This window comes from Amycolatopsis jejuensis (genome assembly GCF_000717335.1).
Lineage (GTDB): Bacteria > Actinomycetota > Actinomycetes > Mycobacteriales > Pseudonocardiaceae > Amycolatopsis > Amycolatopsis jejuensis.
Genome location: NZ_JNYZ01000029.1, coordinates 84,509 through 102,043, shown reverse-complemented (window position 1 = coordinate 102,043; position 17,535 = coordinate 84,509). Strand labels below are relative to the sequence as shown.

The window sequence follows — 17,535 nt, the reverse complement described above, 5'->3', positions numbered from 1 at the left end:
AGGGCGGGCCGTCGGCAAGACCCGTGCGATGGACCTGATTCAGCCGGCGGACGTGCGGCTTTCGCCCGCTACCGCGTGGAAATACCGGGTGGCCGGAGCCAGCAGGCCCTCGTACACCTCGTGGAACGTGGCGATCGCCGCGGAACGAGCGGCGGGGCGGGGCAGGAACCGGTCCGGCAGCTCGGGATCGAGGTAAGGAAACCCGCGGAACTCATGCCTGACCCGCGTGCACACGGCGAACGCCGAGCGGTCGTCGAGACTGCGCTGCGCGGCCTTCGCCCGGTAAGGCGCGAATTCCTCGACGAACGCCTCATATCGCTGCTGCACGTCGTCGAGATCCCAGGCTTCCCGCAGCAGCACGTCCACATTGAGCGCAGGCAACGGGCGACCGACGAGCACCGAAGCATGCTCGGCGACACCAAGGTTCTCGAGCACCTGGACGACCTCCTCCGCCCGGTCGTGCGGCGTGATCCAGGTGGCATGCTGCACCAGCCCGAAGCCCATCAGCCGCAGCCACCGGCCGAGCGCAGAGCGTTCGGTGTGCATGCCCTCGGGCAGCGCATGCCACAGCACGGTCCAGGTGCCGACCTCGCCGACCGCCTCGCCGAAGCGGAAGATCCGCCGGTCGCCGACGTCCATCAGCTCGTGGGTCTGCGGCGTCTGGCCGTAGTACACCTCGCGGCCGCGTTTCGTGCGCTCGATGAGGCCCCGCGCCGCGAGCCGGTTCAGCGCTTGCCGGGCACTGTCCGTCGTGACTCCCAGCTCACCGAGCAGCAGCACCAGTCCGCCTGCCCAGGCAAGGCGGCCCCGTTCGCGCAGGTAGGTGCCGAAGATGGTGAAGCAGAGGTCCTGTGGCTGCACGACCGCGATCCTAGGCGCCACGCGGGAGAGCGTGCTGCGGCGCCCCGGCCGGGTCAGCCACGGTAGTCGGCCTCGCGCTCCATCCGGGCGAGCGCCCAGCCTGCATTCACGGCCGCCCGCAGCTCGTCGTCGCCCGGCGCATCGGCCGGGATCCGGCGGGCCGGGGTGGTTGCCGCGCCGGTCCGGCGCCGGAACGTCCAGTACTCCGTCAGCGACACCGGGTCCCGGCTGCCCGACAGGAGGCGCTCCGTGCGAGCGTCGACCTCGTAGTGCACGCACGTGAAGCCGATCCGGACGGTCAGCTCGTCGAACCCGGCCCCCGAACCGGCCTTGACCAGCTCGGCGGAGTCGATCCGCGAACCGGACATGATGCTGCGCTGGCCCGAATCGGCGAGCAGCCGGATCTTGGCACTCCACTCCCGATGCAGGCCGGGGGTCATCAACGGCTTTGCCCCTTCCCGGTCCCCGTCCTGCCATGCCCGGCCCACGGCAAGCATCGTCAAGCCCGCGGACCGCTCGAAATCGCGTACGTCGAACCCCGGATCAGCGGCCTTGATCCGGGCCACCCCGGCTGCCAGTGCGCCGGTTGCCTCAGCGAATGTCATGCCAATAGATTACATATCAGTTAAGAGGGGTATCAAGCTTGACGCGGATCGGGTTCATACCTGACGATCGTCAGCAGAACGCCACAGACGAGAGAGGCTGCACATGCCCACTATCGAATCCGCTCCGGTGAGCCGCCAGGTGAGCCCGGCCGAGCTGGTCCACCGCGCAGCCGAGCTCCAGCCGCTGCTCGCCGCCAACGCCGGACGGGCCGAGGCCGACCGGCGCATCCCGGAGGAGAACATCGCCGCGCTTCGCCAGGCCGGCTTGCTGTCGCTGGGAATTCCGCGCCGCTTCGGCGGTCAGGAAGCCACGATCCGGACCCAGATCGAGGTCGCCGCGACGCTCTCCGAGGCATGCGGTGCCACCGGCTGGGTGGCGCAGAACATCAACGGCGGCTGCACCATGGCGGGAACGTTCGGCGACCGCGCCCAGCGCGAGATCTGGGAAACCGACCCGGACGCGCTGTTGTGCGGCACGATGGCGCCGGTCAAAGACGTCGTCCGGGTCGACGGCGGATGGCGGATCAGCGGCAAATGGGCATACGTGTCGGGGATCTACCACACCCAGTGGGCCTACGTCGGCTTCCCGATGGTGGACAGCCAGGGCGAGCAGATCGACCTCGCGGTGGGCTTGGTGCCCATCTCCGACGGGACCGTCGAAGACACCTGGCACGTGACCGGGTTGCGCGGCACCGGCTCCAGCACCCTGGTCCTCGACAACGCTTTCATCCCCGACCACCGCGTCCAGCGCGCGTTGCCTTGCATCGAGGGCGAGGTCGCCACGGAACACACCGAGGAGACGCTGTACCAGTCTTCCCTCGGCCCGGTGCAGACTCTGGTCATCATCAGTGCCCAGCTCGGCCTCGCCAGGTCCGCGCTGAAACTGGTGCGGGAAGCCGCACCGAAGCGGCGGATCACCTACACCTCCCGGTTGCAGGCAGAATCGGCCGGCTTCCAGATCCAGCTCGGGGATGCGGCGCTGCGGATCGATTCCGCGCATCTGCACGTCTTCCGGGCGGCCGACGAGATCGACACCGCGGCCGCCCGGGGCGAAAAGCTGCCCTACGAGCGGCGCGCCCTCATCCGGGCCGAATGCGGCTGGGCGTCCGATCTGCTGCGCGGCGCCGTCGAGACCTTGGTCAACGCGCACGGATCAGGCACCTTCGCCGAATCGAACCGGCTGCAGCGGATCTGGCGGGACATCGGGATCGCGTCCCGGCACGCAGCCATGACGTCGCAAATCGGCTACGAGATCCTCGGCAAAGCCCTGCTGGGCCGGGACGAACGCCCGATGCTCGTGCTCTGAGCCCGGCGTTTCCACGATTCCCGAGGGAGATGTCATGACCACATCCGATCGAGTGCGCGCCGCATTCACCGAAGTCATGGCGACGGTACCGACTTCGGTCACCGTCGTGACCACAATGGACCACACCGGCCCGCACGGGACGACCGTGAGTGCCTTCACGTCGCTGTCCCTGTCGCCACCGATGGTGCTCGTCTCGCTCGACCGGAGATCGCAGCTGCTCGCCCGGGTGCAGGAGACCGGGCAGTTCGGCGTGAACGTACTGGCGGATGCCCAGTCCTGCCTCGCCACCACGTTCGCCCGCAAGGGTGCCGGGAAGTTCGACGGCGTGTCCTGGCACCCATCGGACGGACTGCCCCGGCTGGCGGCCACCGCGGGCTGGCTGGCCTGCCGGCTGACCGGCCTCGTCGACGGGGGTGATCACCTGATCGCACTCGGCACGGTCACCGCCGCGGAGACCGGTGCGCACGCCCCGATGACGTACCAGAACCGTCGTTTCGGCGTCCACCTCGCGGCGGATCCGGCTGCACCGTGACTCGGCCGGTGTCCCTCTGCACCGGGGTTCTCGTGGCGGCAAAACGACCATCAGCGCAGTCATCGAGGGCATGATCCTTCCCGGTGATGACCGCCGGTCTCCGCCAGTGGTTTAGCGGCGCCAATTCCTGCAAGGCTTAGGTGATCAAGTATTGCCTGTGGCCGGGCTCTTCTCTCGTGTCCCGGTCGTGCGTGACAACCAGGAGGTCCCCATGAACCCGCCGGTTTCCCTGCCCACCCACCTCCCGGCCCGGCGCCGCGGCTCGGCGAACGGCACGCTGTTCGCCCTCGTCACCATGTTCTTCGGATTCATGATGCTGGAAAACGGGCTGCCACCCGCACTACCCGCGATCCAGCAGGCCGTCCACGCCTCCACCCCGACGATCGCGTGGATCCTGACCGGCGTCATGCTCGCCAGCGCCATCCTGACCCCACTGACCGGACGCCTCGGCGACATCCGCAACAAACGCCCCCTGCTACTCGCCGCGATGAGCATCGCAGCACTGGGCACCCTCCTGCCCGCACTCGCCCCGAACGTCATACTGCTGACCGTCGGACAGATCCTCCAAGGAGCAGGCGGCGGATACCTCGCACTGGCCGTCGGAATCCTCAACGACACCCAACCACCAGAAAAAGCCCGCCGGGGCAACGGATTCCTGATCGCCGCAGGCGGGGTCGGCACCGTCGCCGGACTCCTGCTCATCGGCGTGATCCTGAGATCGCTGTCCTACACCTGGCTGTACTGGATCGCGTTCGCGATCATGCTGGTCGCCATCGCCGCCGCCTGGCGCTACGTCCCCTCGACACCGCCAGCACGACGCGGGCCGGTCGACTGGCGCGGCGCCGTGCTCTTCGCGGCCGGTCTCGCGCTCGTGCTGCTCGGCATCACCATGGCCGCCGGACACGGCTGGACCGCACCGCTCGTGCTGGGCCTGCTTGGCAGCGGCATCCTCGTACTCGCCGTGTTCACGACCATCGAAATCCGCACCCCCGAACCCCTCGTGGCACTGAGCCTGCTGCGACGCAAACCCGTGCTGCTGGTGTGCACCGTCGCCTTCGTCGCCGGATTCGGGACGACCGCGCTACTCATCGCCATCCCCATGCTCGTCGCCCTCCCCTCGATCACCGGCTACGGACTCGGCGGCACCGCCACCCTCACCGGCCTCTACCTCCTGCCCTTCGGCGTCATGGGCCTCGTCTCCGCACCACTCACCGCACGCCTGGAACGCCTCATCGGACCCCGCTGGGTCCTCGCCTTCTCCAACGCCGCCATGCTCACCGGGGCACTGATCCTGCTCGCCGCCCCACACGCTCCCTGGACCATCGCAGTGGCGTCAGCGACCATCGGGCTGACCATCGGCATCGGCATGACCCAGACCATGAACGTCGTCACCGCGATCGTCCCCGCCGAACGCGTCGCCAGCACGAGCGCACTCACCCTCGTCTCCCGAGCCGTCGGCGGCGCACTCGGCTCACAGATCAGCGCCGGACTCATCGCAAGCTTCACCCTGCCCGGCACAGCCCTGCCCGCCTGGATCGGCTTCGCGACGGCGTTCCTTGTCCTCAGCGCAGTCGGCCTCATTGCATTCCTCATGAGCCTGAGCTTCCCCGCACGCCTGACCCCGGCAACGCCATAGCGGCGCGACGATCGGCCCAGGAAACCCCTGCCGCACTACTCTCGGACGAGTTTGATCGCCAGGCGGGGAAACGCGAACGAGGCGAGAAAGAGCGGCAGGAACCTCTTACCGGTGCATCGAAAGGCGATCGTCTCGCCGTCGGCGGCGTCGAAGGTTTCCGTCCGGCTCGAGTTCCGGCCATTGCGGAGCCGCACCGTATGCCGGCCAGGCACCAGAGTCATCTCGATCGTGTCGTTCATGTCGACGGACCCGGCAAGCTCACCGTCGACCTCATACGTGCCGCGGCGCACCTCCACTCCGATCGCTTTGTGCGTCAGCTTCAGTGTTGCGGGCATCAGTGGCCTCCTCTTGGCTGCACACCGGGGTCAGGAAACTGCGTCGGCGCAACCGGAGCAGGCCGCATCGGCACGATGACCACTGGGCAGCCGGCGTTGACCAGCACGGCTGCCGCCGAAAGCGGTGGAGTGACCACGTTTCCGGCGCGGTCCAGCAGGTCGGGCCGGGGTCTGCGGGAGTCGGCGGTGCCAGCCGCGCGCATGGGCACCCCGATCTCGCACGGGCAGTCCGGGCTCTGTGCCGTGCTCAGTTGGTCTCGTGGGTCGAGTCTGTCGCGCACGCGGTGAGCGTGTAACGCGGGTCGGTGCTCAGCCGGGCGATGATGTCCTTTTTCAGGTCGCGGCGGACATAAACCGAGACCCAGCCGTCGGTTCCGGTTCTTCGGAACGTCGCGGTGTCGTAGTCGTCGGCGTAGGCGTCGGGCGTGCTGCAGTCCTGCCGGGCGAGGTAGGCGGCACCGGTGTCGAGGGCGATGGCGGGTTTTCTGACCTTGGTGACGTACTGGTAATCACTCGCGATGTGCCCGACGAGCCCGACCGTCTTCACATCGCGGATTCCGTTCCGGGCGATGTGCTCGTCGGTCAGGCCGAGGACGTCGATGACGGTGATGCCGATCCCCGCCTCATACGACAAGGCACCGTTGGCGAAGGTGGCGATGGTCGTGCCCGGGGGAAGCGTGTGCTTGACCCAGTCGCCGATTTCGGCGTTTTCCGCGATTTTCGGCGCCCAGCTGCGCATTGCCGGAACCATTTTCGGCGAGTATTGCGACACCACCAGCGGCACCGTGCACAGCGCGATCGCCCCGGCCGCCAGGTACCTCGTCTTCACCAGGGCAAGCGGCTCCGCGGCAGCCTCGGGAGATCGGCGGGACAGGCCGAAGATGGCGACGGCGGCGATCGCGATGAGCGGAGGTACCGGAGCGAGCATGCGCCACGCCGGCATCCAGTCCCCGCCGGTCACCCCGACGAATACCGCGTAGCAAGCCGCGACGGCCAGCATCAGCCACCCGATACCCACCGCCGGTGCGTCCGCACGGGATGTGGTCCTCCGGTGAGCGATCAGCAAGACCACCGCTGCCAGGCCCAGCCATAGGTAGCCCTGGTGGGCAATGCCGAAGTCGACCAGATAGTGCCAGCCCATGTGCAGCTGCCAGCGCAACGGCGCCCCGGATTTGGCGGCGACCGCGTTCGGGAGGAGATGCCCGTAGTAGCTGACGCGCCAGACCGTCCACGGAACGACCAAGACCAGCACTCCGACCGCGTAGCCGACCAGCGCCCGCCAGGTGCGGGCCCGGACGGCTCCCGCGATCAGCCACACGCCCACCAGCCCCGCCACCACGAGACCGTCCGGCCGGGTCATGACCGCCAGCCCGCTCAGCAGCCCGGCCACGACGCAGTGCCGGTGCGCCAGGGCGAGGAACGCCGACAGCACCAGGAGCAGGAAGAGCGGCGTCTCGAGACCGGAGGGGCCGTAGGCGGCGAGCCCGCTGGCGGTCGCGGTGAACACCGCGGCGACGATGCCGAGCGCCGGGGACTCCCGGCCGGTCCGGGAGGCGAGCTTGTTCGCCAGGTAGTACGACACCAGCACGCTGCCGAGGGTGCAGAGGATGCCGAGAACGGCCGCGGTAGTGACGATGTCGGCCCCGAACCAGGCCTTGGGCAAGGCCACCAGAATGACCCACAGGAAGTTGGAGTAGCCCTCGACGTGCTCTCCGGGATTGAATACCAGCCCGTTTCCCGCGGCGAGGTTTTCCGAATATCGGAAACTGATGTAAGCGTCCTCGGCAACCGTCCCGAACATCAGCTGATGCACCAGCGACAGCCCCAGCACGACGATCAACACGCCGGCCCGCAGGTAGCCATTCGTGGTGATTTTCGCCCAGAACACGCCCACCAGCAGGCAGAGAACGATCAGGCCGGACACGGCAAGGACAAAGTTCATGAAATCTCCGTAGGTGGAGGTGCGCCGACGTGGAGGTCAGGCCCGGGGAACCGGACGGTTCCTCACGGGGACAGCCGCGTCCCGATGTCGCGCACAGCCGCCCACATTCCCTGCGATCGTGCTCGTGCCGGCCCACAGGCGCCCGCCGTCCGCCGTCGGACCGGCACGGCTCGCGAACTCCACTTCACTTCGTCATCCCCCACCACTGCAGCAACCGACTAGCCACCCAGACAACGCCCCGGCAATGGGGACCGCGATATGCGCACCCATTGTACCGAATGAATTCTTCCGGGCCGGGAAGGGCTCCACCTTGCCGTTCTCCGGTCGCAGCCAAGGGGAACGGTTCTCTCAAGGCAGGAAACTAGGCCGCCTCGAGCAGGAGCCCGGCGAGTTCGGCGGGCATGGTGATCATGCAGTCGTGGCCGGTCGGCAGTTCCCGTACCCGCTCGCCAGCCGGGACGGGACGCCGGGTGATGCCCGCCGGCCGGCCCCCGGCGCAGTGGATGTGGGTACGCGGGATCGTGCGCGCTGCCGGGTTTCCCAGCCGGACCGGCTCCTGAAGGCATCGCACCGGCTGGTCCGACAGCATCGAGCGCAACCAGGCGACGTCGCCGGGATCGGTGACCCCGAACAAGCCGAGCGGCGGCGGCTGCTCGGGCATCGGCGGAACCCGCCAGCCGTCGACGGCGGCGTCGACGAGCTGTTTGGTGATCGGCTGGACATCGACCGCGGTTTCGCCGTCTTCGGGGACCATCGCGTCGAGGAACACCAGATGCGCGATCCGCTTCGGGACCCGGTGGGCGACTCCCGAGATGACCATCCCGGCATAGCTGTGCCCGACGAGCACGACGTCGTCGAGACGCTCGCCTTCGATCAGGCCGGCGACGTCGTCGAGGTGGGTGCCGAGCCCGACGCCGGGGCTCAGCAGGTGTGCCTTGTCGCCGTAGCCGGTCAGCGACGGCGCGAGCACCCGGTGCCCGGCCGACTCCAGCAGCGGGACCACCCGGTCCCAGCTCCGCCCGCTGTGCCAGGCGCCGTGTACCAGCAGAAAGGTGGCCATGGTCGGTCGGTTCCTCCTCGTTCCTCGGTACCTTTTGGTAACCGGGAACATCGTCATCCCCGCGACCCGCCCCGGGCAATACGGCACTTTCCGGTGCCCCGGTTCTCAGGAGGTAACCATGCAGGACCCGTGCCAGGCCCGCGAAGTCCTCGGCATCGTCGGGGACAAATGGGCGCTGCTGATCGTGCGCATGCTCAAGGACGGGCCGCGCCGCTTCACCGAGCTCAAGCGGGCCATCGACGGCATCAGCCAGCGCATGCTCACCGTGACACTGCGCGACCTCGAGCGCGACGGGATCCTGACGCGCACAGTCCGCAACGTCATGCCACCACACGTCAGCTACGAGCTGACCACGATGGGCCATACCCTCCGCGAGGCGACTGCGCCGCTGCTCGAGTGGAGCATCACGCACCTGCCGCACATCGACGCGGCCCGCATGGCGTATGACAAGCGCTAGGCCGCTGGGTCATCGGCTGCCCAGCTTGCACCGACGGCAACTCCCACCCGAGTCGTCGGCTGAGGCCTGATCGCGCGGGACCGGTCCCTGGCCGGTGATGCCATCATCCCGGGATGACGACCGTGACAATCCGCCGACTGGCCGCTGCTGGGGCGCTCGTGACTGCAGGGGCATTGGCGGCCTGTGGCAGCGTGCAGGTGGATGGCAGAGGTACCGCCATCCCATCGCAGGCTGTCCCGACCAGCGCAGCGACATCCTCGAGTTCAGTGCGGCCGAAAGCACCGGACGGGACGAACTACGACGCCTGCATGGGCGGTGACTGCGAGATCACGGTGTCGAAACCGGTCACGATCAAGTTGTCCGATTCACCGATCGAGGGCGGGCCGCTCACCGTGCAGAAGGTGAGCGCTGACGGCGTTCAGGTCAGCATGGCGCTCCCTGCCGGGCCCAGTCTCAGCACGACCGTCAAGACCGGCTGTACGGCTGCTTTCTACGGGAACAATGCCAGCGGCCTGGAAGTCACGTCCTGTTCGAAAGAGCCTGCGGATATCGTTGGGATGTATATCAAACAACTCGTGACCGTCAAGGATATTGCGGACGGTACCGCGATTCTCGAGCTGAAATCCGAATAGACCTACTTACCGGGTTCGATGAGTGCTTCGACCAGCACCGCCAGCTGGTCGGCGTACGGGCGCAGGAAGTCTTCCGACGTGGCGTCGGCGCCGCAGAGGCCTTTCACCACGTGTGGCAGGACGACCGGGGCCATTGCCGCACCCATCAGCATCACGGCCAAAACCGCCGGATCGACTCCCTCCGGCAGCCGGCCTTCCTGCTGGAGGGCGCGGAGGCCGTCGATGTTGCCGCGGAGCCGTTCGGCGCGGGCGTCCTGGTCGGGGTCGCCGTCCGGGCCGTCGTACTCCAGGCCGCTCCAGGCCAGCAGCCGGACGCCGGCGGGGTTGGACAGGGACTCCAGTGCGTAGCGGCGGACCTGCTCGGGAAGCGGCGTGTCCGCGGGTACCAGCTCGTCCTCGCGCTTGCGCCAGCGGTCGGAAATCGCCTTCGCGAGGCCTTCCTTGCCGTCGAAGTAGTACGAGATCAGCTGCTGGTTCACCCCGGCCCGCTTGGCGATGGTGCTGACCCGCGCGCCCGCGTAGCCGTGTGCGGCGAATTCCGCGGTGGCGGCGTCGAGGATCAGCGCCTGCGTGCGCTCGGGGTCGCGCTGCCGCTCACCCGCCTTGGGCGAGCGGCGTGGGCTCCGTGGTGGCATGCCGTGATCATACCCTCCGGCAACTCAGTCAGCTGTACACCTAGCTCTATCATCCATCTGTTTGATAAAGTCAGATGTATGAGTGAAACTGCCCTCGGACGACCACGGACCGGCGACCGCCGCTGGTGGGCACTGGGCGTCGCGATCCTCGCGGTGCTGGTGGACATGATCGACAACCAGATCGTCACCGTCGCGCTCCCCACCATCCAGCGGGACCTCGGTGCCGCGGATGCCGGGCTGCAGTGGATTTCCGCGGGCTACGCGCTCGGGTTCGCGCTGACGCTGATCACCGGGGCGCGGCTCGGTGACCGGTTCGGCTACGTCCGGCTGTTCCTCGCCGGGATGACGGTGTTCACCCTCGCGTCGCTGGGTGCCGGGCTGGCGGGGAACCCGGAGGTGCTGATCGCGGCGCGGGTGGTGCAGGGAATCGGCTCCGGGCTCATGGTCCCGCAGGTGCTTTCCTTCATCCACACGCGGTTCCAAGGTGCCGAACAGGCGAAGGCGATGGGCTTGTACGCCGTCGCGTTTCCGCTCGGCGGACTGGCCGGGCCGCTCCTCGGCGGGCTGCTCACCGAGGCCGACGTGTTCGGAACCGGCTGGCGCGCAGTGTTTCTGGTGAACGTGCCCATCGGCGTGCTCGCCGTGGCCGGCGCCCTGCTCACGATGCCCCGCGACCACCGGGTCGCCCACCATCGCTTCGACGTACGAGGACTCCTGCTGCTCACCGTTGCCCTGGTGGCCCTGTTCTTCCCGCTCGTACAGGGCCGCGAACTGGGGTGGCCGGGGTGGACGATCGCGGTGATGGTGGCGAGTGCGCCGCTGTTCGGGCTCTTCCTCGCTGCCCAGCGCTCTTCCTCGCGGGAGCCTTTGATCGCCCCGGAACTGCTGCGCTCGAAGCGGCTACTCGCCACGCAGGCGGTGTTGTTCATCGTGAACGCGTCGATTGCGGTGTTCTTCGTACTCACGCTGCATCTTCAGCAGGCTCTCGGGTACTCGCCGCTACAAGCCGCGCTCACCTTTCTGCCGGCGACGATCGGTGTTGTTGCCGGGAACATGCTCGCTTTCCGGCTCGGCGCTCGTCTTAGGCGTGTGCTCACGGCAGTTGCGCTCGGGATTCTGCTGGCCAGCCTGGTCGCGATTGCGGTTTTGGCGTTGGTGCTTGGTACCGGGTTGAACGCCTTGGCGCTGCTCGTTCCCGCGATCGCGTTCGGGCTGGGGATGGGTGCTGCACTGGGGTCGTTGTTCGGGGCTTATCTGGCGCAGGTTCCGCCGGAACTGGCGGGATCGGGATCGGGGGTGATGAACACGACGGTACAGCTGGGTACGGCTACGGGAATCGCGTTGTTCGGGACCGTCTACTTCGGACTCCTCCCCCACGGATCCGCTGCGGCGACGGGATGGGCGCTCCTGGGGGCGGCCGGGCTGTTGGCGGCCGGGTTGGCATTGACGGCATTTCTCCCTGGGCGGACGTCGGTTGCCGCCTGAGGTCAGGAGCACACAAGGGGCCACAGACCGCGGCGGCCGGACTGGGTTGCGCGGTCCGTGAGCAGCTCGTCCCACTGCCGGACGGAACCGAATTCCGAGCGCCACGCCAGTGCGGCGGTGGTGGACTCGTGCAGCCGGTGCTCGCGGGTCGTGCCGATTGCACCGTGTACCTGGTGGGCGTTTCGCACCACGATGGACGCTGCGTGCCCGGCGCAGGAGCGGGCCACGGCAATGCGGAACTCGGTACCATCGGCGAGTGCCGCCTCGGTGGCCGAGCGGGCCGACGCAGCTTCGGCGGCGGCATCGACGACCAGATGTTGCACCGCTTGGAATTTCGACAGCGGGCGGCCGAACTGCGTGCGGTCACTTGCATGGGTCACGCACAACTCGACGATCCGGTCCAGCACGGCGGAAACCTGCACCCCGCGGACCAGGGCGCCCCGCAGGAGCAGGCGGGAGATCAGGGCGTCCGGCACCGCCACGCCGGGGAATCGCCCGGTATCCGCCGACACCCGGTCGCGCGGTTCGCCCACCAGGTTCGTTCCCGGTTCGACGTCCAGGTCGGGCACCGCGGCATCCGTGACCTGCCAGGTACCGCCGCGGCGAAACACCAAGGCGACGCGCTCGGACTGCACAACCCACGGCACTCCGGCGGCGGTTCCGTCGTCGCCGAGCAGGCAGATCGTGCGCCGCGCATTGTCCGGAGTCAGGCCTGCTTCTTCGAGCAGCCAGCAGGCCAGGAGATCGTGTTCGGCGAGTGGCACCCGTACCCCGTGCGTGGCCGCGGCGCGCAGCAGTTCGGCGGCTTCCGGCCAGCCTGCGCCGCTGCCGCCGTGCTGTTCGCTTCCGGTCAGCCGGACCAGACCCAGCTCGCCGAGCGTGCGCCACAGCTCCGGGTCGCCGGGCACCGGGTCGGGCACCGCAGCGCGGTAGTCGGCGAACACCGAGGTCATCAGCTCGGTCACCGATGGGTCCACTGTGGACATCAGCGCATCCCCAATCCCCGCGCGACGACCCCGCGCAGGACCTCGTTGGTACCGCCGCGCAGCGTGAACCCGGGCCGCTGGACCACGGCGTCCGCCACGAGCCGCCGGAGCTCCGGCGGCGACGACGGTTCGGTGAGCAGGTCGGCGAAATCGGCGATGTCGCCCTCGGTCGTGGTGCCGAGGAGTTTCCCCAATGCGGCCGCGGTACCGGCCGGTTCGCCTCGTTCCAGCGCGCCGGCGACGGCCAGCGACATCCCGTGGAGTCCGGCGAGCCGGGCGACGTACCGGCCGAGGTCCGCCTGCCGTGGGACGGCGCCGAGCCGCGTTTGTTCGGCGACTTCGGCGAGGAGCGGGAAGGTGGAGAGGAACCGCTCCGGACCACTGCGTTCGTAGGCCAGTTCCGACGTGACCTGGGCTCAGCCCTCGCCGATCGTGCCGAAGACCGGGGCGAGCACGTCGTCCAGGATTACTTCGTTGAAGTGATGTGCGCCGTTCATCGACACGATCGGGCGGATTTCCACGCCCGGCGAGCGCAGGTCAACGATGAACTGGCTGAGCCCGGCGTGCCGGTGGTCCGGGTCCAGCGGGCTGGTGCGGGCGAGGCAGATGAACGCGTCGGCGCGATGGGCGCCGGACGTCCACACCTTCGTGCCGGTGATCCGCCACCCGGCGTCCGCGCGAGTTCCTTTCGTCCGCACGCTCGCCAGGTCCGACCCGGAGTCCGGCTCGCTCATCCCGATCCCGAAGAAACATTCGCCGCGCGCGATTGCCGGGAGATAGCGCTGTTTCTGTTCCTCAGTACCGTATTTGAGCAGGGACGGGACGATCTGCCGGTCGGCAATCCAATGCGCCGCCACCGGTGCACCTGCGGCCAAAAGCTCTTCGGTCACCACGAACCGCTCCAGGTGGCTGCGGCCGGGCCCGCCGTATTCGGGCGGGACGGTCATCCCGACCCAGCCCTTGGCGGCCAGCGCGCGGGTGAATTCCTCGTCCCAGCCGGTGAGCCAGGAGTCGACCTGTGGCGCACCGCCGTATTCGGCGAGAAAAGCACGGACCTCGGCCCGCAACTCGCCGGTCACCACCGGGACACCACCAGCTTGTGATCGGTGTAGAAGTGCAGCGGGCCGTCGCCGCAGATGTGCGTGTCGCCGAAGAACGACGTGCCGAGCCCGCCCATGGTCATGTTCATCGGCGGCGCCGGGAAGGCGTTGATCCCCACGTTGCCCGCGGTCGAGCCCTCCTCGAAGGCCCGCGCGGTGGACCCGGAGCGGGTGTAGATCGTGGCCGCGTTGCCGAACTCGGTGTCGTTGGCCATCCGGATCGCGTCGTCGAGCGAACCGGCGCGGTGCACGTTCACGACCGGGCCGAACACCTCGGTGCAGTCGGCCGCCGAGCCGGGCTCGATGTCGACCAGCACCGTCGGGCCGACGAAATACCCGTCGCTGGCCGGAAGCACGCCGCGGCCGTCCAGCACCGCGCGGGCGCCGCCGTCGACCGCCGACGTCACGAACTCCTCGACCCGCTGCTTGCTCCCCGCGCTCACCACCGGGCCCATGGTCGTCTTCTCGTCGCGTCCGCTGCCGACGACCAGCCCGGACGCCAGGTCGACGACCCGGTCCAGCAGCTCGGCGTACACGCCGTCCTGGGCAATGATCCGGGTGCCCGCGAGACACCGCTGCCCGGCCATGCCGTACGCGGACGCGACGATGCCCGCTGCGGCAGCTTCCAGATCGGCGTCGTCCGCCACGACGATCGGGTTTTTCGCGCCGCCGTTCGCCTGCACCCGCTTGCCTTCCGCCGCCGCGGCAACGTAAATCGCCCGGGCGACCGGCGTGGACGTGATACACGAAACCGCCGCGACCGCCGGGTGCGTCACGAGCCGCAGTACCGTGTCCGCGTTGCCGTGCACGAGATTCAGGACCCCGGCGGGGAGTCCGGCCTCCTGCAGGATCCGCACGAGATGCGTCGACGCCAGCGGGTCCTGTTCGGACACCTTGAGCACCAACGTGTTACCGCACACCAGCGACCACGCGGTGAACTGCGCCGGGTTCATCACCGGGAAGTTCGACGGCGTGACGGCCGCGCACACGCCGACCGGGATCCGCACGTGCCGGGCGTCGAGGCCCGTTGCGATGGTGGCACTCGACGACTGGAAGAACATCGGCGCCGCGGCCGCGCAGTCGATCGCCTCGACCAGCCTGCCGACCTCGCCGCGCGCCTCGTCCAGCGTCTTGCCCTGGTCGAGACTGACCGTGTGGGCCAGCTCCTCGGCGTCCCGTTGCACCAGCGCCTTCATCCGCTGGACGTACTGCACCCGCCGGTTGAGCGAAAGCGCCGACCAGGGCCCGAAAGCCTGTTCCGCAGCCGAAACCGCGTCGTCGACGTCCGGCCCGGACGCGAACCCGACCTCGGCGATCCGTGCGCCGGTGGCCGGGTCGAACACGTCCTGGGCCGCCGTCCCCGATCCGGCGCGCCACTCGCCGCCGATCAGGTGCCGCGGGTGCTCTTCGATCTGTGCGTTCATTTCTCGACCTCATCTGCGGAATACTGCAATCCGACTAGTTGGTATTTCAAGGTGCCCGGCGTACCCGGGGAGCAGGCCGCTCAGGCTTTTCCCGGCAGCGATCCCGCGCGCAGGCCGTCGACCACGATCTCGCCGAAGGCGTCGCCGATCTGCCGCGGCGTCATCGCCCCGCGCGGGTCGAGCCAGGTGTGCGCCCACGCGGCCACGCCGATCACCGCGAACGCCAGCACCCGCGCCGGCGCGACCGCTTTGAACGTGCCCGCCTCGATCCCCTTCCGGACCACCTCCGTGACGAGCTGCTCGAACTCGTCGCGTTTGCGCCCGATGGACGCGAACGTCTTGCCCGACAGGAACCGCCGCTCCTGCATGAAGACGGAAATCTCGGCCCGGTAGATGCTGATCGGCTCGATCAGCACGTCGGTCATGATCCGGCGCAGCACCTCGTCCGGCTCGCCGCCCTCGGCGAGCACCGCGTTCAGCCGCTTGAGCTGGAAATCGATGAACTGGTCGTGGATCTCGTGCAGGACGTCTTCTTTGGTTTCGAAGTGGTAGTAGAACGCGCCCTTGGTGAGCCTCGCCTCGTCGACGATCTTCTGCACCGAGGTCGCATGGAACCCGTCCTGTTCGAACAGCTTCAGCGAAGCGTCGACGAGGGCCTTGCGGGTGGCGTCCGGATCGCGGGGAGCACGGGTGCGGCTCTGCGCGGCGCCGCGCTTTCCCGTTCGCTGGGCGGCGGCCATCGCGTACTCCTCGTCCGACGTCAGGGATACCGACCGTTCAGACTGTAGCAGGACACTCATCCGACCCGCTCCGGATGCCGTCCGGTGAAGAACGCGCGCCGGGCGTACGCGAGCGCGTGCTGCTCCTCGACGACGCCGCCTTCGGTCACCGCTCCGACCAGGATGACGTGGTCCCCCGCTTCGACGGTTTCCTCGAGCCGGCACACCACATACGCAGCCGCGTCCTCGCCGAGGATCGGCCCGCCGGTCCCGCCCGCGGGCGCGGTCCAGCTCGCGCGATCGAACTTGCGGTCCGACTTGGTCGCGAAATGCAGGGCCAGCTCTTCCCGGCCGCCGGCCAGGTAGTTGATCGTGAACGCGCGTCCGGCCAGCACTGCGGCCAGCGTGTTCGACTCGCGGCCGAGACAGGCCAGCGCCAGCGGCGGGTCGAGCGAAACGGAACACACCGCGGACACGGTGAGCCCGCACGGCATCCCGTCGGCCCCGATCGCCGTCACCACCGCGGCGGGCCCCGGGGCGGCCGCCATCACTGCCTTGAACAGCTCCGGTTCGATCATTTCCCTCACCTTTTCCCGTTCACCGTGGCGAGCCGAGACCCGCCTGCGCCTCGTCCCGGACCGGTTCTTCCGCATAGCGCACGCCGATGTCGCCGCCGACGTCGTGTGCCTTGAGCGCGGGCAGCACCTCGCGCGTGAGGAGGTCGAAGTTGGCGTCGGCGACCTCCGGGGGCATCCCGCCGTACGCCGGGACCAGCAGCACGGCGCCCGCGTCGAGGAATTCGACGTATCCGAGCAGCTTCTCGACGACCTGGTCCGGCGTGCCCCACACCTGGAGGTCGGCGAGGAAGCTGCTGAACTTGTCGATGCCGTGACGGGCGATGTTGCGGCTGAGGCCCGCGTAGTACTCGTACCCCTCGATCTGCGCGAAGCCGACGTTGTCGAACTCGTAGTGCTCGACCGTCGAAAGTGCATAACGCTGCAGGTACACGTCTCGCAGCTGCTCCGCCTCCCGCTCGGTCGGCGCCACGCCGACGAACACGCACACCACCGGTTTCGGCGCCTCGTGGCCGTTGATCTCGAAGAACCGCTTGCGATACGTGGCCAGTTCGGTTTTCACCGTGTCCCACGGCTTCTGCGCGATCACCATCAGGCCGATGCCGAGCCGGGCCATCAGGTCGATCGACTCCGGCGACACGGCCGAGGCGAACGTGCGGCCGCGGAACGAGCTGTGCGGTTCCGGCCGGATGTCCACCCGCGGCTGCGCGTAGACGTCGCCCTGGTACTCGAGCACCCCGGTCTCCAGCGCGCTCGTGATCGCCTCGGTGTACTCGGTGAACAGCCGCCGCGACCGGCCCATCTCGACCTGGAAGCCCTCGAACTCGGCCCGGCCGAGCCCGCGGCCGATGCCGAGCAGCGACCGGCCGCCGGAGAGGTGGTCGAGCATGGTGAAGCTCTCCGCGACCCGGATCGGGTCGTGCCACGGCAGCACCGACACCATCGTGCCGAGCCGCACCCGGCTCGTCTGCCCCGCCACCCAGGACAGGAACTGCGGCACGTTCGGGGTGAGCTGGTAGTCGGTGAAATGGTGCTCCGGCGTCCACACGGAGTCGAACCCCAGCGTCTCGGCCCTCGCCGCGTAGCCCAGCTCGTGCGCGTAGACGTCCCCGTCGGCCCGTTGCCGCTCCAGGTTCTGGAAGACCAGCGTCAGTCCCGTGTGCATGTCCGCTCCGCTCTAAGTTCCGACTAGTTGGTATGTACTACCATAGGCAGCGAGCTGCCGGTCCGTCAATCATTCAGACT

General features: G+C 68.6%; 19 protein-coding genes. 6 read left to right on the top strand and 13 right to left on the bottom strand.

The window, feature by feature from the left end:
* Nucleotides 1-39: 39 nt before the first annotated feature.
* Complete coding sequence (locus OO71_RS34270; protein ID WP_051792581.1) at nt 40-861, bottom strand: PaaX family transcriptional regulator; 822 nt, start codon at nt 859-861, stop codon at nt 40-42.
* Nucleotides 862-914: 53 nt separating this feature from the next.
* Nucleotides 915-1,466 carry a Tim44 domain-containing protein gene (locus OO71_RS34265; RefSeq protein WP_033294129.1) on the bottom strand — a complete coding sequence of 184 codons (552 nt, stop codon included), beginning with the start codon at nt 1,464-1,466 and terminating at the stop codon, nt 915-917.
* Between the two features lie 103 nt (nt 1,467-1,569).
* Here OO71_RS34265 and OO71_RS34260 point away from each other — a divergent pair, with 103 nt between their 5' ends.
* The 3 genes from OO71_RS34260 to OO71_RS34250 all read left to right on the top strand — a co-directional run bounded on the left by OO71_RS34260 (nt 1,570) and on the right by OO71_RS34250 (nt 4,940).
* The gene (locus OO71_RS34260; RefSeq protein ID WP_051792580.1) at nt 1,570-2,772 is read left to right on the top strand and encodes an acyl-CoA dehydrogenase family protein; all 1,203 of its coding nucleotides are present in this window, start codon (nt 1,570-1,572) and stop codon (nt 2,770-2,772) included.
* A gap of 34 nt (nt 2,773-2,806) precedes the next feature.
* Complete coding sequence (locus tag OO71_RS34255) at nt 2,807-3,304, top strand: flavin reductase family protein (RefSeq protein ID WP_033294128.1); 498 nt, start codon at nt 2,807-2,809, stop codon at nt 3,302-3,304.
* Between the two features lie 211 nt (nt 3,305-3,515).
* A complete protein-coding gene (locus OO71_RS34250; protein ID WP_051792579.1) occupies nt 3,516-4,940 on the top strand; it encodes an MFS transporter in 1,425 nt (474 codons plus the stop codon).
* A gap of 35 nt (nt 4,941-4,975) precedes the next feature.
* On the opposite strand, the gene OO71_RS34245 is transcribed toward OO71_RS34250, so the two are convergent.
* From OO71_RS34245 to OO71_RS34235, 3 genes are all read right to left on the bottom strand, one after another.
* On the bottom strand, nt 4,976-5,275 hold the full coding sequence (locus OO71_RS34245) for a hypothetical protein (protein ID WP_033294127.1): 300 nt from the start codon (nt 5,273-5,275) through the stop codon (nt 4,976-4,978).
* 247 nt (nt 5,276-5,522) lie between these two features.
* Complete coding sequence (locus OO71_RS34240; RefSeq protein ID WP_033294126.1) at nt 5,523-7,217, bottom strand: ArnT family glycosyltransferase; 1,695 nt, start codon at nt 7,215-7,217, stop codon at nt 5,523-5,525.
* A 361-nt stretch (nt 7,218-7,578) separates the two neighbouring features.
* On the bottom strand, nt 7,579-8,277 hold the full coding sequence (locus tag OO71_RS34235) for an alpha/beta hydrolase (protein ID WP_033294125.1): 699 nt from the start codon (nt 8,275-8,277) through the stop codon (nt 7,579-7,581).
* Nucleotides 8,278-8,395: 118 nt separating this feature from the next.
* On the opposite strand from OO71_RS34235, the gene OO71_RS34230 reads away from it, so the two are divergent.
* Together OO71_RS34230 and OO71_RS34225 are read left to right on the top strand one after the other, a co-directional pair.
* Nucleotides 8,396-8,734, top strand: coding sequence for a winged helix-turn-helix transcriptional regulator (locus tag OO71_RS34230; protein ID WP_033294124.1), 339 nt, complete (start codon nt 8,396-8,398; stop codon nt 8,732-8,734).
* Nucleotides 8,735-8,847: 113 nt separating this feature from the next.
* Nucleotides 8,848-9,366: a hypothetical protein gene (locus OO71_RS34225; protein ID WP_156096692.1), complete on the top strand. Its 519-nt coding sequence runs from the start codon at nt 8,848-8,850 to the stop codon at nt 9,364-9,366.
* A gap of 2 nt (nt 9,367-9,368) precedes the next feature.
* Here the strand turns inward: OO71_RS34225 and OO71_RS34220 are convergent, their stop codons facing one another.
* On the bottom strand, nt 9,369-10,001 hold the full coding sequence (locus tag OO71_RS34220) for a TetR/AcrR family transcriptional regulator (RefSeq protein ID WP_033294122.1): 633 nt from the start codon (nt 9,999-10,001) through the stop codon (nt 9,369-9,371).
* A gap of 78 nt (nt 10,002-10,079) precedes the next feature.
* Between OO71_RS34220 and OO71_RS34215 the strand changes: the two genes are divergently transcribed.
* Nucleotides 10,080-11,486, top strand: a complete 1,407-nt coding sequence (locus OO71_RS34215) for an MFS transporter (protein ID WP_051792578.1) — start codon at nt 10,080-10,082, stop codon at nt 11,484-11,486.
* A gap of 2 nt (nt 11,487-11,488) precedes the next feature.
* Here the strand turns inward: OO71_RS34215 and OO71_RS34210 are convergent, their stop codons facing one another.
* The 7 genes from OO71_RS34210 to OO71_RS34185 form a co-directional block, all read right to left on the bottom strand.
* Entirely contained in the window at nt 11,489-12,472 is a 984-nt protein-coding gene (locus tag OO71_RS34210) for an acyl-CoA dehydrogenase family protein (RefSeq protein ID WP_033294121.1), read from the bottom strand.
* The gene (locus tag OO71_RS53005) at nt 12,472-12,870 is read right to left on the bottom strand and encodes an acyl-CoA dehydrogenase family protein (protein WP_281178500.1); all 399 of its coding nucleotides are present in this window, start codon (nt 12,868-12,870) and stop codon (nt 12,472-12,474) included. The genes OO71_RS34210 and OO71_RS53005 overlap by 1 nt, the downstream gene beginning before the upstream one ends.
* 18 nt (nt 12,871-12,888) lie before the next feature.
* A complete protein-coding gene (locus OO71_RS52570; protein WP_245633871.1) occupies nt 12,889-13,551 on the bottom strand; it encodes an acyl-CoA dehydrogenase family protein in 663 nt (220 codons plus the stop codon).
* Nucleotides 13,548-14,996, bottom strand: coding sequence for an aldehyde dehydrogenase family protein (locus OO71_RS34200; RefSeq protein ID WP_033294120.1), 1,449 nt, complete (start codon nt 14,994-14,996; stop codon nt 13,548-13,550). Before OO71_RS34200 ends, OO71_RS52570 begins: the two co-directional genes overlap by 4 nt.
* A gap of 80 nt (nt 14,997-15,076) precedes the next feature.
* Nucleotides 15,077-15,796 carry a TetR-type transcription factor C-terminal domain-containing protein gene (locus OO71_RS34195; RefSeq protein ID WP_211260743.1) on the bottom strand — a complete coding sequence of 240 codons (720 nt, stop codon included), beginning with the start codon at nt 15,794-15,796 and terminating at the stop codon, nt 15,077-15,079.
* Nucleotides 15,793-16,293, bottom strand: a complete 501-nt coding sequence (locus OO71_RS34190) for a flavin reductase family protein (RefSeq protein ID WP_033294119.1) — start codon at nt 16,291-16,293, stop codon at nt 15,793-15,795. Before OO71_RS34190 ends, OO71_RS34195 begins: the two co-directional genes overlap by 4 nt.
* A 19-nt stretch (nt 16,294-16,312) precedes the next feature.
* A complete protein-coding gene (locus tag OO71_RS34185; RefSeq protein ID WP_051792577.1) occupies nt 16,313-17,455 on the bottom strand; it encodes an LLM class flavin-dependent oxidoreductase in 1,143 nt (380 codons plus the stop codon).
* Nucleotides 17,456-17,535: the final 80 nt, after the last annotated feature.

Excerpts from the sequence above, each read along its gene's own strand:
- OO71_RS34265 (WP_033294129.1), bottom strand. The coding sequence starts at position 1,466 with ATGACATTCGCTGAGGCAACCGGCGCACTGGCAGCCGGGGTGGCCCGG.
- OO71_RS34260 (WP_051792580.1), top strand. The coding sequence starts at position 1,570 with ATGCCCACTATCGAATCCGCTCCGGTGAGCCGCCAGGTGAGCCCGGCC.
- OO71_RS34255 (WP_033294128.1), top strand. The coding sequence starts at position 2,807 with ATGACCACATCCGATCGAGTGCGCGCCGCATTCACCGAAGTCATGGCG.
- OO71_RS34250 (WP_051792579.1), top strand. The coding sequence starts at position 3,516 with ATGAACCCGCCGGTTTCCCTGCCCACCCACCTCCCGGCCCGGCGCCGC.
- OO71_RS34245 (WP_033294127.1), bottom strand. The coding sequence starts at position 5,275 with ATGCCCGCAACACTGAAGCTGACGCACAAAGCGATCGGAGTGGAGGTG.
- OO71_RS34240 (WP_033294126.1), bottom strand. The coding sequence starts at position 7,217 with ATGAACTTTGTCCTTGCCGTGTCCGGCCTGATCGTTCTCTGCCTGCTG.
- OO71_RS34235 (WP_033294125.1), bottom strand. The coding sequence starts at position 8,277 with ATGGCCACCTTTCTGCTGGTACACGGCGCCTGGCACAGCGGGCGGAGC.
- OO71_RS34230 (WP_033294124.1), top strand. The coding sequence starts at position 8,396 with ATGCAGGACCCGTGCCAGGCCCGCGAAGTCCTCGGCATCGTCGGGGAC.
- OO71_RS34225 (WP_156096692.1), top strand. The coding sequence starts at position 8,848 with ATGACGACCGTGACAATCCGCCGACTGGCCGCTGCTGGGGCGCTCGTG.
- OO71_RS34220 (WP_033294122.1), bottom strand. The coding sequence starts at position 10,001 with ATGCCACCACGGAGCCCACGCCGCTCGCCCAAGGCGGGTGAGCGGCAG.
- OO71_RS34215 (WP_051792578.1), top strand. The coding sequence starts at position 10,080 with ATGAGTGAAACTGCCCTCGGACGACCACGGACCGGCGACCGCCGCTGG.
- OO71_RS34210 (WP_033294121.1), bottom strand. The coding sequence starts at position 12,472 with ATGTCCACAGTGGACCCATCGGTGACCGAGCTGATGACCTCGGTGTTC.
- OO71_RS34200 (WP_033294120.1), bottom strand. The coding sequence starts at position 14,996 with ATGAACGCACAGATCGAAGAGCACCCGCGGCACCTGATCGGCGGCGAG.
- OO71_RS34195 (WP_211260743.1), bottom strand. The coding sequence starts at position 15,796 with ATGAGTGTCCTGCTACAGTCTGAACGGTCGGTATCCCTGACGTCGGAC.
- OO71_RS34190 (WP_033294119.1), bottom strand. The coding sequence starts at position 16,293 with ATGATCGAACCGGAGCTGTTCAAGGCAGTGATGGCGGCCGCCCCGGGG.
- OO71_RS34185 (WP_051792577.1), bottom strand. The coding sequence starts at position 17,455 with ATGCACACGGGACTGACGCTGGTCTTCCAGAACCTGGAGCGGCAACGG.